We start from the raw sequence: 16122 nt of genomic DNA, 5'->3' as shown, positions 1-16122 counted from the left end.
CCTGGTCCTCCCGCCGCTTGTCAGTGGCGTGGTGTGCAATGGACCCGTGCTGGATGAACCCCTGAAGAAGATCCTCGGCGGCACCACCGCGAAGGTGCTGGCCGAGCACCTCGGCCTGCACACGGTCGGCGATCTGCTGCACCACTACCCGCGCCGGTACGCCGAGCGCGGCGAGCTGACCACCCTCGCCGACCTGCCCCTGGACGAGCACGTCACGGTCGTCGCCCGGGTCGCCGACGCCCGCGTGCTCACCTTCAACCACGGCCGGGGCCAGCGCCTGGAGGTCACGCTCACCGACGGCAGTGGCCGGCTGCAGCTGGTCTTCTTCGGCAAGGGCATCCACAAGCCGCGGCACGACCTGCTGCCCGGCCGCCGCGCGATGTTCGCCGGCAAGGTCTCCGTCTTCAACCGCAAGCTCCAGCTCGCCCACCCCGAGTACGAACTCCTCGCGGGCGAGGGCGGCGAGGAGGCCGTGGACGCGTTCGCCAACCAGCAGCTGCCGATCTACCCGGCGGCCCAGAAGATGCCGTCCTGGAAGATCGCCAAGGCCGTCGACGCGGTCCTGCCCCACGCCCGCGAGGCCGTCGACCCGCTCCCTCCCGCCCTCCGCGAGGGCCGCGGCCTGATCCCGCTCCCCGAGGCGCTGCTCAAGATCCACCGCCCCGCCACCAAGGCCGACATCGCCGACGCGCGGGCCCGCCTGAAGTGGGACGAGGCGTTCGTCCTCCAGGTCGCCCTGGCCCGCCGCCGGTTCGCCGAGACCCAGCTGCCCGCCGTACCCCGCCCGTTGACCGACGACGGCCTCCTCGACGCCTTCGACGCCCGGCTCCCCTTCACCCTCACCGAAGGCCAGCAGAAGGTCAGCCGCGAGATCTTCGACGACCTCGCCACGGACCACCCGATGCACCGCCTCCTCCAAGGGGAAGTCGGCTCGGGCAAGGCCCAGCCGCTCGACGCCTCGGTCCTGACGCCCGGGGGATTCCGCCGAATGGGGGACATGGCGCTCGGCGACGAAGTGGTGGTGCCGAACGGAGAGATCGCCACGGTCGACGGGGTCTTCCCGCAAGGCGAGCGGGACGTCTGGCGCCTCCTGCTGTCCGACGGAAGCACCGTCGAATGCGATGACGAACACCTGTGGATCGTCGCGACCAGTTGCGCCTGGGACCGCGGCGAGCGACCCAAAGTGATGACCACCCGCGAGATCAGGACGGACACCTTCAAGGCCAATGGTTCGTCGAAGTGGTACATCGCGCCCGCCACGGCAGTGGATCTCGAGAGCGAAGACGCCCGGCCGCTCGACCCGTATCTGCTGGGGCTCCTCCTCGGAGACGGCTCTTTCCGGCACAACCTGCGGTTCTCCAGCGTCGACGAAGAGCTCGTGGCGGCAGTCGACGCCATGGTGGCTCCGGACTGTGCACTGGTGCCCGTATCGGGAGAGAACTGCGATCACACAATCCACATGACCGGGCCGAAGGGCGGTACAGGCCGCAACCCCGTGATCACGGCCCTGCGCGAACTGAACCTGTGGGGCGCCACCTCGCACACGAAATTTGTACCGCTCGGCTACAAGAACGCACCGGTGAAGGACCGGCTGGCCGTCCTGCAGGGGCTCATGGACACGGACGGCACGGTCCAGCAGAACGGAATGTCCGCTTCGTTCTGCTCGGCTTCGCGTCGATTGGCCGAGGACGTCGCCTGGCTGGTGCGTTCGCTCGGCGGCCGGGCGCGGGTGCTGCCGAAGCGGAACGCCTTCGACGTCTCCGTGGCGCTGCCGGACGGTTTCCCGCCTTTCAGGCTGGCACGGAAAGCCGGCCGCATGCGCGGAAGGGCGAAGTACCACACGTTCCGCCGGGGCATCCGAGCGGTCGAGTACGTCGGCCGGAAGCCCGTCCAGTGCATCAGCGTTGCGCATCCGAGCCACGCCTACGTGACCGACAACTTCACCGTCACGCACAACACGATGGTCGCGCTGCGGGCCATGCTCGCCGTCGTGGACTGCGGCGGGCAGGCGGCGATGCTGGCGCCGACCGAGGTGCTGGCGCAGCAGCACCACCGGTCGATCACCGAGATGATGGGGGAGCTGGCCGAGGGCGGCATGCTCGGGGGCGCGGAGCACGGCACGAAGGTCGTGCTGCTCACCGGGTCCATGGGGACCGCCGCGCGCAAGCAGGCGCTGCTGGACCTCGTCACGGGCGAGGCCGGCATCGTGATCGGCACGCACGCGCTGATCGAGGACAAGGTGCAGTTCCACGACCTGGGCCTGGTCGTGGTCGACGAGCAGCACCGATTCGGTGTGGAGCAGCGGGACGCGCTGCGCTCGAAGGGCAAGCAGCCGCCGCACCTCCTGGTGATGACCGCCACGCCCATCCCGCGGACGGTCGCGATGACGGTCTTCGGCGACCTGGAGACGTCCGTACTGGACCAGTTGCCGGCCGGGCGGTCGCCGATCGCCAGCCATGTGGTGCCGGCCAAGGACAAGCCGCACTTCCTGGCGCGCGCCTGGGAGCGGGTGCGCGAGGAGGTCGGGAACGGCCACCAGGCGTACGTGGTGTGCCCGCGGATCGGTGACGAGGCGGAGGACCCCAAGGCGGCGAAGAAGAAGGGCAAGGGGGCCGAGGAGAGGGCCGAGGAGGAGGCCGCGGCGGAGGAGGACGGGAAGCGGCCGCCGCTGGCCGTGCTGGACGTCGCCGAGCAGTTGGCGAAGGGCCCGCTCGCGGGGTTGCGGGTGGAGGTGCTGCACGGCCGGATGCAGCCGGACGACAAGGACGACGTGATGCGCCGGTTCGCCGCCGGCGAGGTCGACGTCCTGGTCGCGACGACGGTGATCGAGGTCGGCGTGAACGTGCCGAACGCCACCGCCATGGTGATCATGGACGCGGACCGGTTCGGCGTCTCGCAGCTGCACCAGCTGCGCGGCCGGGTGGGGCGCGGTTCGGCGCCCGGCCTGTGCTTGCTGGTGACGGAGATGCCCGAGGCGAGCCCGGCGCGCGCCCGGCTCGGCGCCGTGGCGAGCACCCTGGACGGCTTCGAGCTGTCCCGGATCGACCTGGAGCAGCGGCGCGAGGGCGACGTGCTGGGGCAGGCGCAGTCCGGCGTGCGCTCCAGCCTGCGGATGCTGGCGGTCATCGAGGACGAGGACGTCATCGAGGCGGCTCGCGAGGAGGCGACGGCGACCGTGGCCGACGACCCGGAGCTGGCCGGACTGCCCGAGTTGCGGATCGCGCTGGACGCCCTGCTGGACACCGAGCGGGAGAGCTACCTGGACAAGGGGTGAGGGGCGGTGGGGGCGGGCGGATCGGACGGCGGACCGGCCCGTTGTCGGACCCCCCTGCCAGACTGGATTCCGTACGAGCCGGCCCGTGCCGCTCCGCGCGGCGCTCCTTCGGCGGCCGGCCGTGCGCGGACCAGGGGGGCCTCTCATGGCATTCCGGCATCTCAATGAACTACCGCTCGGCGACAAGGTCTTCCGTATCGAGCTCGCCAGCGACGACGACGCGACCGTCACCCTCACCCTCACCGGCTGGCACGAGGAAGCGCCCGAGACGCTCCTCGCCTCCGGTGCCCTCACCCTGCCCCTGGCCGAGGTACCGGCCCTGCGGATCGCGCTGAACCGCGCCCTGCGCGCCCTCGCGCTGGTCGCCGACGTGGCCGAGCCGATACCGGACCGGGATGTGCTGCGCGAGCTGTTCCCCGGGCACGGCGCCCCCTGGGTGCCGCAGCACGAGGAGGACCTGACCCGCCGGTTCCACGCGGGCGAGACCATCGCCCGGATCGCCGCCCGCTTCGGCCGTACGCCCGATTCGGTACGGACGAAACTGCGTGAGCTGGGCCACGACCCGCGCCGCCCGGAGTACTGCCCGCCGGACGGCTGCCTGTCCTGGTCGCGGTACGCCTCACCGGCGCTGGTGGGCGGGGCTGGGGAGACCGACGGCGGGTGAGGCGCGCACGCCATATCGTGGGGTGGGGCCGCTCCCGGTCCCGCCCCGCCCATGGGCCGCATGGGCAGCACAGGACGAGGACGAAGATCGTATGACTCGCGTGATCGCCGGCGTGGCCCGCGGCCGGCGTCTGGCCGTGCCGCCGGGCACGGGCACCCGCCCGACCTCCGACCGGGCGCGCGAAGGCCTGTTCTCCACCTGGGAGGCGCTGGACGGCCCGCTGGCCGGGGCCCGGGTGCTGGACCTGTACGGCGGGTCCGGCGCGGTCGGCCTGGAGGCGCTCTCCCGCGGTGCCGAGGCGGTGCTGCTGGCCGAGGCCGACCCGAAGGCCGCCCGGACCATCCGGGACAACATCCGCAGCCTCGGCCTGTCCGGCGCCGAATTCCGCGCGGCGAAGGCCGAGCAGGTGGCCGCGGGCCCGGTCGCCGGGGAGCCGTACGACATCGTCTTCCTGGATCCGCCGTACGCCGTGGCTGATGACGATCTTCGGGAGATCCTCCTCACACTCCGTGCCCAGGGCTGGATCACGGACGATGCGCTCGCCACCGTGGAGCGGAGCACCCGAGGCGGAGAATTCCGCTGGCCCGACGGTTTCGAGGGCCTGCGGTCCCGCCGCTACGGCGAGGCCACGCTTTGGTACGGTCGCGCCGCTCCGACGTGCGAGGACGACCAGGACGACCAGGACGACCAGGACGACGAGAAGGACCAGCGGACCGCCACGTCGGCAAGCGAGTCATGACCGGATCGGATAGCGAGGAACCTCAAGTGCGCCGTGCCGTCTGTCCGGGGTCGTTCGACCCCGTCACCAACGGGCATCTGGACATCATCGCCCGGGCCTCCAAGCTCTACGACGTGGTCCACGTCGCCGTGATGATCAACAAGTCGAAGCAGGGTCTCTTCACGGTCGACGAGCGGATCGACCTGATCCGCCGGGCGACCGCCGAGTACGGGAACGTCGAGGTCGAGGCGTTCCACGGGCTCCTCGTCGACTTCTGCAAGCAGCGTGACATTCCGGCCATCGTGAAGGGCCTGCGCGCGGTCAGCGACTTCGACTACGAGCTGCAGATGGCCCAGATGAACAACGGCCTCTCCGGCGTCGAGACGCTCTTCGTCCCGACCAACCCGACCTACAGCTTCCTCTCGTCCAGCCTGGTCAAGGAGGTTGCGGCCTGGGGCGGCGACGTCTCCCACCTGGTACCGGACTTCGTCTTCGAAGCGCTCACCGAGCGCCTCGGGGAGAAGTGACGCCGGAAGCGGCGGAGGGCCGTCCGGCTGACGGGGCGTCAGTGGGTGTCGGTGCGTGGGCGGGTGGCCGTACAGTCGGTCCCGTTCCGTCGTTTCATCCCCCAGAGAGTGGCGAGCCCCCAGTGGACGTGCAGAAGAAGCTCGACGAGATCGTCGAGACCGTCGGCCATGCCCGGTCCATGCCCATGTCGGCCTCCTGCGTGGTGAACCGCGCGGAGCTGCTGGCCATGCTCGAAGAGGTACGGGCCGCGCTCCCGGGATCACTGGCGCAGGCGCAGGAGCTGCTCGGCGGGCGCGAGCAGCTGGTCGAGGAGGCCCGCGCCGAGGCGGAGCGGATCATCGAGAGCGCGCACGCCCAGCGCGGTTCGCTGATCTCCGACACCGAGGTCGCCCGGCAGTCCCAGGAGGAGGCCGACCGCATCCTCGCCGAGGCCCGCCGGGAGGCCGAGGAGATCCGCGCCGAGGCCGACGACTACGTCGACTCCAAGCTCGCCAACTTCGAGGTCGTCCTGACCAAGACCATCGGGTCCGTGGACCGGGGCCGCGAGAAGCTGCTCGGCCGCGGCCCGGGCCTGGACCAGGACGGATACGAGGACGCCGAGGCGCCCGAGCGCAGCGCGGACCCCGAGACGCTGCGGCAGCGGGCCGACGCGTACGTCGACGCCAAGTTCGGCGCCTTCGAGGCCGTGCTGACCAAGACCCTGGAGGCGGTCGGACGCGGCCGTCAGAAGCTGCTGGGGGCCCGGCCCACGGACGAGCTGGGGGCGCAGTTCGCGGCGCACACCGACCCCGCGACGGGGCTGCCGCAGTCCGGCGACGCCGAGTACCTCGCCGACCTCGCCGCCATCGCGCAGCCCGCGGCCCCCCAGGTCCCCCCGATGCCCGGCACGCCCCCCGAGGCGCAGCCCGCCATGGAGCCCGCGGCCCAGCAGCAGGACTATTACGCCGCGGCGCAGTACGGCCAGGACGCGTACGGCTACCAGCAGCCGCAGCAGTACGCCCAGCAGCAGGACCCGTACGGCTACGGCTGGCAGCAGCAGGCCCAGCACGCCCAGCAGGGGTACGACGCCGGAGCGTACTTCCCCCAGCAGGCGCAGGCCCCGCAGCCGCCGCACGGCCAGCAGGCGCAGCACGCCCCGCACCAGCCCGGTCAGCAGCCCGCGGCGCTGGACGAGACGAGCCTCTTCGACACCAGCATGATCGACCTGGACCAGCTGCGGCAGTACGAGCAGCAGTACGAGCAGGGCCGCTGACGGGGCCTGCGGGGACCGCCGGCGCGCTCCTCCCGGGGCCGCCGGCCGTGGATTGGGTCAATCGGGGCGCGTCCAGTATCCTGGCTGTTCGGTCGCGCATACGTCCGCGATCTGTGCTGCCCGACGACCGCTACGGCGGCGTGGGCGGCTCGTACCGCCGTAGAAAGCAGGAAGCCATCAACGCCCGCCTCGACCACCGCTCCCCTCTCGTGTTCGACACACGCGAGCTGGGCCGGCGTCCCGGTGCGATGAAGAAGGTCTCCCGCTCTGTCGAGGCCCCCGAGGATCTCGGCAACGAGGTCATCGGAGTACCCCAGGGCGCACCGGTGGAACTCGACCTCCGCCTGGAATCGGTCATGGACGGGGTGCTTGTCACAGGCACCGCCCGTGCATCCGTGAAGGGGGAGTGCGTAAGGTGTCTGGAGCCGGTCGGGCATGAGCTCGAAGCGGATTTCCAGGAGATGTTCTCCTACCCCGACGCCGACGCCCGGGTCCGTGAAGCGGATCAGGACGACGACGCCGAGGACGAGGAGGACACCCTCTTCCTCGAGGACGACATGTTCGACCTCGAACCCGTGCTGCGTGATGCGGTGGTGCTCGCACTGCCGATGCAGCCGGTGTGCCAGGACGACTGTCCGGGCCTGTGCTCCGAGTGCGGAGCCCGGCTCGCGGACGACCCGGACCACCACCACGATGCCGTCGACATCCGTTGGGCGGCACTGCAGGGACTCGCCGAATCCATCCAGGACGGCGAGAAGGACAACATGGGCGGCGCCGATGCGGGCGTCGACGAGAAGCAGGAGAAGTAGCCGTGGCTGTTCCGAAGCGGAAGATGTCGCGCAGCAACACGCGCCACCGCCGGTCGCAGTGGAAGGCTGCGGTCCCCACCCTGGTGGCGTGCGAGCGCTGCCACGAGCCCAAGCAGCAGCACATCGCGTGCCCCGCTTGCGGCACCTACAACAAGCGCCAGGTCCTCGAGGTCTGATCGGCTGGTGACAGGCTCTATGTCAGACGCTGATTCGTCGAAGAACTCCTCGAAGACTCCGTCTGCGGACACGGCCTCGTCCCACACGCTTCTGGAAGGGCGGCTCGGGTACCAGCTCGAGTCCGCCCTTCTGGTGCGTGCGCTGACGCACCGCAGTTACGCATACGAGAACGGCGGGCTGCCCACCAACGAGCGCCTGGAGTTCCTGGGGGACTCCGTGCTGGGCCTGGTGGTCACCGACACGCTGTACCGCACCCACCCCGACCTGCCCGAAGGCCAGCTGGCCAAGCTGCGGGCCGCGGTGGTCAACTCGCGTGCGCTCGCCGAGGTGGGCCGCGGCCTCGACCTCGGTGCCTTCATCCGGCTCGGCCGGGGTGAAGAAGGCACGGGCGGCCGGGACAAGGCCTCCATCCTCGCCGACACGCTCGAAGCCGTGATCGGCGCGGTCTACCTGGACCAGGGCCTCGACGCAGCTTCCGAACTGGTGCACCGCCTGTTCGACCCGCTGATCGAGAAGTCCTCCAGCCTGGGCGCCGGCCTGGACTGGAAGACCAGCCTCCAGGAACTGACCGCAACCGAAGGACTCGGGGTCCCCGAGTACCTGGTCACCGAGACCGGTCCGGACCACGAGAAGACCTTCACTGCTGCCGCCCGCGTCGGTGGTGTCTCGTACGGCACCGGCACCGGCCGCAGCAAGAAGGAAGCCGAACAGCAGGCGGCCGAGTCCGCCTGGCGGGAGATCCGCGCGGCGGCGGACGCGGCGGCCGAGGCCGCCACGGAAGCCACCACCGGCGGCCCCGCGAGCTGAGCGACCCGCGTGCCGAGCGCACGCGGCCCCCGCCCGGCCGGCCCGTCACGGGGCAGGTCGGGCGGGGTTTCCTCGTTCCGGCGCCGGCGGGGGCACCTCGTTCCGGCACCCGGGGCCAGGTCGTCTCCGTTCGGCGCCCGGGGCGGTCGGGCGAGGTTTCCTTCCCCCGACGCCTGGAACCCGCCCCGCCACGGCACCCCCACGGCACCCCCCCGCCTCCCGAGGAGATCCCTTGCCCGAGCTTCCCGAGGTCGAGGTCGTACGGCGCGGTCTGGAACGCTGGGTCAGCGGCCGGACCATCGACACGGTCGAGGTCCTGCACCCGCGGGCGGTACGCCGCCACGTCGCGGGCGGCGCGGACTTCGCGGCGCGGCTGGCCGGCCACCGCGTCGGCGAGGCCCGGCGCCGCGGCAAGTACCTCTGGCTGCCGCTCTCCGACGACCTCTCCGTCCTCGCGCACCTCGGCATGAGCGGCCAGCTCCTGGTCCAGCCGCAGGACGTGCCGGACGAGAAGCACCTGCGCATCCGGATCCGCTTCACGGACGCGGCGAGCGTCCCGGACGCGGGACCCGCGGCGCCCGGCGTCGCGCCCGCCGACGACCTCCCCTCGGACACGGTCGACACCGAGCTCCGCTTCGTCGACCAGCGCACCTTCGGGGGCCTCTCCCTCCACCCCACCGTCCCGGGCGACCCCGACGGCCTCCCCGACGTGATCGCCCACATCGCGCGCGACCCCCTCGACGAGGCCTTCGACGACGCCGCGTTCCACGAGGCGCTGCGCCGCCGCCGTACGACGATCAAGCGCGCGCTCCTGGACCAGTCCCTGATCAGCGGCGTCGGCAACATCTACGCCGACGAGGCCCTGTGGCGCAGCCGCCTCCACTACGACCGCCCCACCGCCACCCTCACCCGCCCGCGCACCGCCGAACTCCTCGGCCACGTCCGGGAGGTGATGAGCGCGGCCCTCGCCGTCGGCGGTACCAGCTTCGACAGCCTCTACGTCAACGTCAACGGCGAGTCCGGCTACTTCGAACGCTCCCTGGACGCCTACGGCCGCGAGGACGAACCCTGCCGCCGCTGCACCACCCCCATCCGCCGCCGCCCCTGGATGAACCGATCCAGCTACTACTGCCCCAAGTGCCAGCGGGCGCCGAGGGTGCGCTAGCGCACCGGTGATCCGTCCTGGACCGTGGCACACACGGCGTCGTGTGCCGAGGACACCTCGTCCTCCGGGCGCGGGGCGGCCGGGTGGATCCACCGGCTTGCACGTTGAGCTCGGTCTTGCGGCAGCAGGGTGCGATCACGGCGCAGTGGTGCGCAGCGTAGGGCGTGACAGCCGTACGGGGGCGCGCGGCGAGCGATGCGCTCGGTGTGCGGGACGTGGGAGACAGCAGAGACAGGTGCGGCGTCAGAACCCGAAGTCCTGCGTCCACCAAGGGCCGCCTGGGGAGCGGTGGATGCCTATGCCGAGGGTACGGTAGTCGCAGTTGAGAATGTTGGCACGGTGGCCGGGGCTGTTCATCCAGGATTCCATGACCGCTTCGGGGGTGCGCTGGCCGCGGGCGATGTTCTCGCCGCCGAGGTCGGCGATGCCGGCGGTCTTGGCGCGGTCCCAAGGGGTGGCGCCGTCCGGGTCGGTGTGGGCGAAGAAGTCGCGGCGGGCCATGTCCTCGCTGAACGACTGGGCGAGGCCGGTGAGGTCGCCGTCGGCGGTGAGCGGGGCGCAGCCGGCCGTGACGCGTTCCTTGTTGACCAGGGTGAGGACCCGGGCGGCGGCCCGGCGGTCCCCGGTGGTGGGTGCCGGCTTCCCCGCGCGGGTCTCGGCCTGGGCGGGGGCGGACGCGCCGCCGGAAGCGGCGGAGGAGCCGCCGGCACGGTCGGAGGGGGAGCCGTCGGTCCTGGAGGAGTCGGCGGAGCCCGCTGAGCCGGTGCCGGACGTGCCGCCTTCGGTCGCGCGGCCGCCGGCCGTACCGTTCCGCTCGTCGGCAGAGGGGGCGGAGCCGTCGTCGGTGGAGCCCGCGCCGGGGGCGTCCGGGCGGGCGGCGCCGCGGTCGGCCGGGGGCGTGCCGCGGTCCGCGGGGAGCGGCGAGCGCGCGCCCTGCGTGCTGGTCACCTCCGGCAGTGCGCCGGTACGGATCCGGCCGCCGGAGCCGTCCGCGCCTCCGGGCTCGTAGGCGCCGCCCGGCAGGAGCCCCGCCGAGACAGCCACGGCTCCCATCGCCAGCGCCGCCGAGACGCCGAGCAGACCGGTGCGTACGGGCGCGGTCCGCAGCAGGCCGCCCGGGCGGGAGGGTGCGCCGGAGTGCGGGGCAGCGTCCGGGCGGGAGGACGCACCGGGGTACGAGGTGGCGGGGGAGCGGACGGTGCTGTCGGTGCGTACGGGGAGGGTGGGGCGCACGGCGCCCGAGGGGCGAGGGCCGCGGTGGCGGCCCGCGGGCGCGTCGGCGGGCGGTGCTCCGGGCGGGACGGGAGCGGTGCGTCGGTGGCGGCCCATCCGGTGTCTTCCTTCCGTCCACGACCGTCATGGACTCGCGTCCACGAACGCCACATCTGAATCACCCGTACGAGTGACCACTGATGTCGCGTGACTGTACGGCACGACGTACGGAGCCGACGTGCTCGGCGAGCAATTGGCCGGTTAACGTGCACGCATGAACGAAGATGTCCGTCTGACGGCCTGGGTTCGCGGTCGTGTGCAAGGTGTCGGCTTCCGCTGGTTCACCCGGGCCAACGCGCTGCGCATCGGAGGGCTCGTCGGATTCGCCATCAACCGGGAGGACGGGCGCGTCCAGGTGGTGGCCGAGGGGCCCCGCGAGCGGTGCGAGGAGTTGCTGGAGTGGCTGCGGACCGGGGACACGCCCGGGCGGGTCGACGGGGTGAGTGAGATTTGGGACACGCCGCGAGGCGGGTACGACGGCTTCGCGATCCGCTGACGGAGGGGCGCCGTCCGGCCGTCCGGACCGGCGGCGACCCGTCTCATGGCATGCCGCGGACAGTGGCGGGGAGCAGAAATCACCTGGTGGTTGCCATTTCCGCCGACCCGTGGAAGGCTGCCGCAGTAAGGATGATCTCCACGCCCCCGGGTGCGTTTCCGGAGCGTCGCCGCGAGCCTTCTGCCGCTGTGCGCGCACACGAGCCCCGGATACGGGGCGTGATCGTGTTGACCGTCAATCCATTTGGTGAGACTCTGGAATCCCCGCGCACCTTAGCTGTTTGGCATTGCGTACACCAGAGAATGACAGACACCGCGGGTGCGATTCCCTCACGACCCACCACCGCTTCGGTCGGTCACTCAGTGTGGAGGACCATCCATCATGGCAAAGGCGCTTCTCGGTTACGTCGGCGGCTCCGACCCCCGAGTCCTCGCCGAGATGCGACGGCTTCAGCAGCGCGTCCAGGACCTCGAATCCGAGCTCATCAGGATTCAGGCCGAGAACGACGCGCTGTCGGCTGCCGCACGTCACGGCGACTCGCTGCTCGACAGCATCGACGTATCCCAGGCGGAGCCGGCGCTCACCTGACCATCGCCCCAAGGGCCGGTCGGGCTGATACGACAGCCACTTGAGGCACCGCTCTATGAAGATTCAAGGGACGCTTCGGCGTCCCTTCGTCGTTCACGCCTCCGCTTCCCGGCGCCTTCTTACCGCATGATGTGCCCTGCACGTTACGCGGCGAAACCGAAAAGGTCCGGACAGGACAGCGGGCGCCCCCGTCTCCCGGAGGCCGGACCGGCGGCCGGAACCCCGCGGGACGTCCCCCGGCGCGACGTCGGCCGGCCGCGAGCCGCCCGGGACCCGCGGGACGAGAGCGGTCGCCGGTGACGAGAACGCGCGGCGCGCCAGCGTCTCCTCCAAGGGCGGTGGCGGGTGGGCGGTAAAGTCCGAAGGCGTGCACCTCAAGAGCCTGACCCTGCGAGGATTCAAGTCCTTCGCATCCGCCACCACGCTGCGCTTCGAGCCCGGCATCACCTGTGTCGTGGGCCCCAACGGCTCCGGCAAGTCCAACGTGGTGGACGCCCTCTCCTGGGTCATGGGCGAGCAGGGCGCGAAGTCGCTGCGCGGCGGCAAGATGGAGGACGTCATCTTCGCCGGCACCACGGGCCGCCCGCCCCTGGGCCGCGCCGAGGTCTCGCTCACCATCGACAACTCCGACGGCGCGCTGCCCATCGACTACGCCGAGGTCACCATCACGCGGATCATGTTCCGCAACGGCGGCAGCGAGTACCAGCTCAACGGCGACACCTGCCGGCTGCTGGACATCCAGGAGCTGCTCTCGGACTCCGGCATCGGCCGCGAGATGCACGTGATCGTCGGGCAGGGCCAGCTGGACGGCGTGCTGCACGCCGACCCGATGGGCCGCCGCGCCTTCATCGAGGAGGCGGCCGGCGTCCTGAAGCACCGCAAGCGCAAGGAGAAGGCGCTGCGGAAACTGGACGCGATGCAGGCGAACCTCGCGCGCGTCCAGGACCTGACGGATGAGCTGCGGCGGCAGCTGAAGCCGCTCGGGCGGCAGGCGGCCGTCGCCCGCCGGGCCGCCGTCATCCAGGCCGACCTGCGCGACGCCCGCCTCCGGCTGCTCGCCGACGACCTCGTGACGCTGCGCGAGGCGCTCCGTACGGAGATCGCCGACGAGGCCGCGCTCAAGAAGCGCCGGGAGGCCACCGAGGCCGAGCTGAAGGAGGCGCTGCGGCGCGAGGCGGTGCTGGAGGAAGAGGTGCGCACGCTCGCGCCGCGGCTCCAGCGCGCCCAGCAGACCTGGTACGAGCTGTCGCAGCTGGCGGAGCGGGTGCGCGGCACGATCTCGCTGGCCGAGGCGCGGGTGAAGAGCGCGCAGGCCGCGCCCCCCGAAGAGCGGCGCGGGCGCGAGCCCGAGGAGATGGAGCGCGAGGCGGCCCGGATCCGCGAGCAGGAGGCGGAGCTGGAGGCCGCGCTGGAGGCGGCGACCCGGGCGCTGGACGACATGGTCGAGCACCGTGCGGGGCTGGAACGGCAGCTGCAGGACGAGGAGCGCCGGATAAGGGATGCGGCACGGGCCATCGCCGACCGGCGCGAGGGGCTGGCCCGGCTGCACGGCCAGGTCACCGCGGCACACGGCCGGGCCGCCTCGGCCCAGGCCGAGATCGACCGGCTGACCGAGTCGCGGGACGCGGCGCGGCAGCGCGCGGAGGCGGCCCAGCGGGAGTACGAGCAGCTCAAGGCCGAGGTCGACGGGCTGGACGCGGGTGACGAGGAGCTGGCGGAGCAGCACGAGCGGGCCAAGGAGGAGCTGGCCGAGGCGGAGCGCGCGCTGACGGCGGCCCGCGAGGCGCTGACGGCGGTGGAACGCAAGCGCGCGGCGACCGCGGCGCGGCATGATGCGCTGGCGCTGGGGCTGCGCCGCAAGGACGGTACGGGTGCGCTGCTGGCCGCCGCCGACCGGCTGGGCGGGCTGCTCGGCCCGGCCGCTGAGCTGCTGACGGTGCGGCCGGGGTACGAGGTGCCGGTCGCGGCGGCGCTGGGCGCGGCGGCCGACGCGATCGCCGTCGCGGATCCGGCGACGGCGGCGGAGGCCATCCGCCTGTTGCGCAAGCAGGACGCGGGCCGCGCGGTGCTGCTGCCGGCGGCCCCGGCGGACCGCCCGCTGACCGGTGCGGCGGGGGAACGTTCCCTCGCGGGGACGATGCCGCACGGCTCCCTCGCCGGGACGGCACCGTACGACGGCGCGGCTGCGGCGGCGGGTGCCGGTGGCGCGGTGAGTGGTGGCGCGGTGAGTGGTGGCGACGGCGCGGCGGGAGCTGACGGTGCGTCGGCTCCCGGCGCAGGGCCTCGTCCTGACGGTGCGTCGCATGCTGACCGGCCCGCGACCGACCGGCCCGCGGCCGGCGGACCCGCCTCCGACCACCCCGCCGTCCCCGGTGCGCGCACCGCCGCCGTGCCGGCCGAAGGCGCCGATGGCGGCGCGGCCTTCGCCGCGGTACCCGCAGCCCGTACGCCAGGCGGACCGCCCGCCGCCGCGGAACTGGTCGACGGGCCCGCCGAGTTGCTGCCCGCCGTGCGGCGGCTGCTGCGGGACGTGGTCGTCGTGAGCACGCTGGAGGACGCCGAAGACCTGGTGGCCACGCGGCCCGAGGTGACCGCCGTGACGGCCGAGGGCGACCTGCTCGGGGCGCACTTCGCGCAGGGCGGCTCGGCCGGTGCGCCGAGCCTGCTGGAGGTGCAGGCCTCCGTGGACGAGGCGGCGGCGGAGCTGGAGGAGCTGGCCGCGCGCTGCGAGGAGTTGGCCGAGGAACAGCGGCTGGCCACCGAGCGCCGGGCCGAGCGGGCCGCGGCGGTCGAGGAGCTGGGGGAGCGCCGGCGGGCGGCCGACCGGGAGAAGTCGCAGGTCGCGCAGTCGCTGGGGCGTCTCGGTGGACAGGCGCGGGGCGCCGCGGGCGAGGCCGAACGGTCGGCGGCGGCGGTCGCCAAGGCCGAGGAGGCGCTGGCCCGCGCGACCCAGGAGGCCGAGGAGTTGGCGGAACGTCTCGCCGTCGCCGAGGAGGAAGCCACCTCGGGTGAGGGAGGTGCGGAGGAGCCGGACACCGCCGTACGGGACCGGCTCGCCGCCGACGGGGCCAACGCGCGGCAGACCGAGATGGAGGCGCGCCTTCAGGTCCGTACGCACGAGGAGCGTGTCAAGGGGCTCGCGGGACGGGCGGACGGGCTGGACCGGGCGGCGCGTGCCGAGCGGGAGGCGCGGGCGCGGGCCGAACAGCGGCGTGCCCGGCTGCGCCACGAGGCGCGGGTCGCGTCGGCGGTCGCCGAGGGCGCGCGGCAGCTGCTCGCGCACATCGAGGTCTCGCTGGTGCGGGCCGAGGAGGAGCGGGCCGCCGCCGAGGAGGCGAAGGCCGAGCGGGAGCAGGCGCTGGCCGCCGAGCGCGACCGGGACCGCGAGCTGAAGGACGCGCTGGACAAGCTGACCGACTCGGTGCACCGGGGCGAGGTGCTGGGCGCCGAGAAGCGCATGAAGATCGAGCAGCTGGAGACCAAGGCGCTGGAGGAGCTGGGCGTGGAGCCGGCCGCGCTGGCTGCCGAGTACGGCCCGGACCAGCTCGTGCCGCCGTCCCCGCCCGCCGAGGGGGAGGAGCTGCCGGCCGACCCGGAGCATCCCCGGAACCAGCCGGTGCCGTTCGTACGGGCCGAGCAGGAGAAGCGGCTCAAGGCGGCCGAGCGGGCGTATCAGCAGCTCGGGAAGGTGAACCCGCTGGCGCTGGAGGAGTTCGCGGCGCTGGAGGAGCGGCACAAGTTCCTCAGCGAGCAGCTTGAAGACTTGAAGAAGACCCGCGCGGACCTGCTGCAGGTGGTCAAGGAGGTCGACGAGCGGGTCGAGCAGGTCTTCACCGAGGCGTACTGGGACACCGCACGCGAGTTCGAAGGGGTCTTCTCGCGGCTCTTCCCGGGCGGCGAGGGCCGTCTCGTGCTCACCGACCCGGACAACATGCTGACGACCGGCGTCGACGTGGAGGCGCGGCCGCCGGGCAAGAAGGTCAAGCGGCTCTCGCTGCTCTCGGGCGGCGAGCGCTCGCTGACCGCGGTGGCCCTGCTGGTCTCGATCTTCAAGGCGCGGCCGAGCCCGTTCTACGTGATGGACGAGGTCGAGGCGGCGCTGGACGACACCAATCTGCAGCGGCTGATCCGGATCATGGAGGAGCTGCAGGAGAGCTCACAGCTCATCGTGATCACTCACCAGAAGCGGACGATGGAGGTCGCCGACGCGCTGTACGGCGTGTCCATGCAGGGCGACGGGGTCTCCAAGGTCATCAGCCAGCGCCTGCACTGAGACGGCCGTGCGGGTGATCAAGAGACCGACCCGCATTGTTCACAACATGAACGCAACTGCGGAAAGTGACAGCCCAAGTCAATTCAGTGCTCTCTATTG

Annotated in this window: 13 protein-coding genes; 12 read left to right on the top strand and 1 reads right to left on the bottom strand. The window is 72.4% G+C overall.

The window, feature by feature from the left end; all coding sequences use genetic code 11:
* The first annotated feature begins 46 nt into the window (after window positions 1–46).
* From IF20_RS11195 to mutM, 9 genes are all read left to right on the top strand, one after another.
* Window positions 47–3274: a helicase-related protein gene (locus IF20_RS11195; RefSeq protein ID WP_234426606.1), complete on the top strand. Its 3228-nt coding sequence runs from the start codon at window positions 47–49 to the stop codon at window positions 3272–3274.
* 145 nt (window positions 3275–3419) lie between these two features.
* Entirely contained in the window at window positions 3420–3938 is a 519-nt protein-coding gene (locus IF20_RS11190) for a hypothetical protein (RefSeq protein ID WP_052864959.1), read from the top strand.
* 91 nt (window positions 3939–4029) lie between these two features.
* Window positions 4030–4677, top strand: coding sequence for a 16S rRNA (guanine(966)-N(2))-methyltransferase RsmD (gene rsmD / locus IF20_RS11185; protein ID WP_110944067.1), 648 nt, complete (start codon window positions 4030–4032; stop codon window positions 4675–4677).
* Window positions 4674–5183, top strand: a complete 510-nt coding sequence (gene coaD, locus IF20_RS11180; protein WP_052864958.1) for a pantetheine-phosphate adenylyltransferase — start codon at window positions 4674–4676, stop codon at window positions 5181–5183. Before rsmD ends, coaD begins: the two co-directional genes overlap by 4 nt.
* 122 nt (window positions 5184–5305) lie before the next feature.
* A complete protein-coding gene (locus IF20_RS11175) occupies window positions 5306–6436 on the top strand; it encodes an ATP synthase F0 subunit B (RefSeq protein WP_052864957.1) in 1131 nt (376 codons plus the stop codon).
* A 209-nt stretch (window positions 6437–6645) separates the two neighbouring features.
* Window positions 6646–7245: a YceD family protein gene (locus IF20_RS11170; protein ID WP_199896567.1), complete on the top strand. Its 600-nt coding sequence runs from the start codon at window positions 6646–6648 to the stop codon at window positions 7243–7245.
* 2 nt (window positions 7246–7247) lie between these two features.
* On the top strand, window positions 7248–7421 hold the full coding sequence (rpmF, locus tag IF20_RS11165; RefSeq protein WP_028802425.1) for a 50S ribosomal protein L32: 174 nt from the start codon (window positions 7248–7250) through the stop codon (window positions 7419–7421).
* A gap of 19 nt (window positions 7422–7440) precedes the next feature.
* Window positions 7441–8229, top strand: coding sequence for a ribonuclease III (rnc, locus tag IF20_RS11160; protein WP_052864956.1), 789 nt, complete (start codon window positions 7441–7443; stop codon window positions 8227–8229).
* Between the two features lie 232 nt (window positions 8230–8461).
* Window positions 8462–9394, top strand: coding sequence for a bifunctional DNA-formamidopyrimidine glycosylase/DNA-(apurinic or apyrimidinic site) lyase (gene mutM / locus IF20_RS11155; protein WP_052864955.1), 933 nt, complete (start codon window positions 8462–8464; stop codon window positions 9392–9394).
* A 243-nt stretch (window positions 9395–9637) separates the two neighbouring features.
* Here the strand turns inward: mutM and IF20_RS40465 are convergent, their stop codons facing one another.
* Window positions 9638–10723: a CAP domain-containing protein gene (locus tag IF20_RS40465; RefSeq protein ID WP_267881126.1), complete on the bottom strand. Its 1086-nt coding sequence runs from the start codon at window positions 10721–10723 to the stop codon at window positions 9638–9640.
* 157 nt (window positions 10724–10880) lie between these two features.
* Between IF20_RS40465 and IF20_RS11145 the strand changes: the two genes are divergently transcribed.
* The 3 genes from IF20_RS11145 (at window position 10881) to IF20_RS11135 (ending at window position 16023) form a co-directional block, all read left to right on the top strand.
* The gene (locus tag IF20_RS11145; RefSeq protein WP_030267085.1) at window positions 10881–11162 is read left to right on the top strand and encodes an acylphosphatase; all 282 of its coding nucleotides are present in this window, start codon (window positions 10881–10883) and stop codon (window positions 11160–11162) included.
* Window positions 11163–11543: 381 nt separating this feature from the next.
* Window positions 11544–11750, top strand: coding sequence for a hypothetical protein (locus tag IF20_RS11140; RefSeq protein WP_052864954.1), 207 nt, complete (start codon window positions 11544–11546; stop codon window positions 11748–11750).
* Window positions 11751–12117: 367 nt separating this feature from the next.
* Window positions 12118–16023 (top strand): AAA family ATPase, encoded by a 3906-nt coding sequence (locus IF20_RS11135; RefSeq protein ID WP_052864953.1) that lies wholly within the window; start codon window positions 12118–12120, stop codon window positions 16021–16023.
* Window positions 16024–16122 lie beyond the last annotated feature (99 nt).

This window comes from Streptomyces niger (assembly GCF_000718305.1).
GTDB lineage: Bacteria > Actinomycetota > Actinomycetes > Streptomycetales > Streptomycetaceae > Streptomyces > Streptomyces niger.
Note: the sequence above shows the minus strand (reverse complement) of the source record. Positions and strands in the feature narration are given on the sequence as shown.

Excerpts from the sequence above, each read along its gene's own strand:
- IF20_RS11190 (WP_052864959.1), top strand. The coding sequence starts at position 3,420 with ATGGCATTCCGGCATCTCAATGAACTACCGCTCGGCGACAAGGTCTTC.
- rsmD (WP_110944067.1), top strand. The coding sequence starts at position 4,030 with ATGACTCGCGTGATCGCCGGCGTGGCCCGCGGCCGGCGTCTGGCCGTG.
- coaD (WP_052864958.1), top strand. The coding sequence starts at position 4,674 with ATGACCGGATCGGATAGCGAGGAACCTCAAGTGCGCCGTGCCGTCTGT.
- rnc (WP_052864956.1), top strand. The coding sequence starts at position 7,441 with ATGTCAGACGCTGATTCGTCGAAGAACTCCTCGAAGACTCCGTCTGCG.
- IF20_RS40465 (WP_267881126.1), bottom strand. The coding sequence starts at position 10,723 with ATGGGCCGCCACCGACGCACCGCTCCCGTCCCGCCCGGAGCACCGCCC.
- IF20_RS11145 (WP_030267085.1), top strand. The coding sequence starts at position 10,881 with ATGAACGAAGATGTCCGTCTGACGGCCTGGGTTCGCGGTCGTGTGCAA.
- IF20_RS11140 (WP_052864954.1), top strand. The coding sequence starts at position 11,544 with ATGGCAAAGGCGCTTCTCGGTTACGTCGGCGGCTCCGACCCCCGAGTC.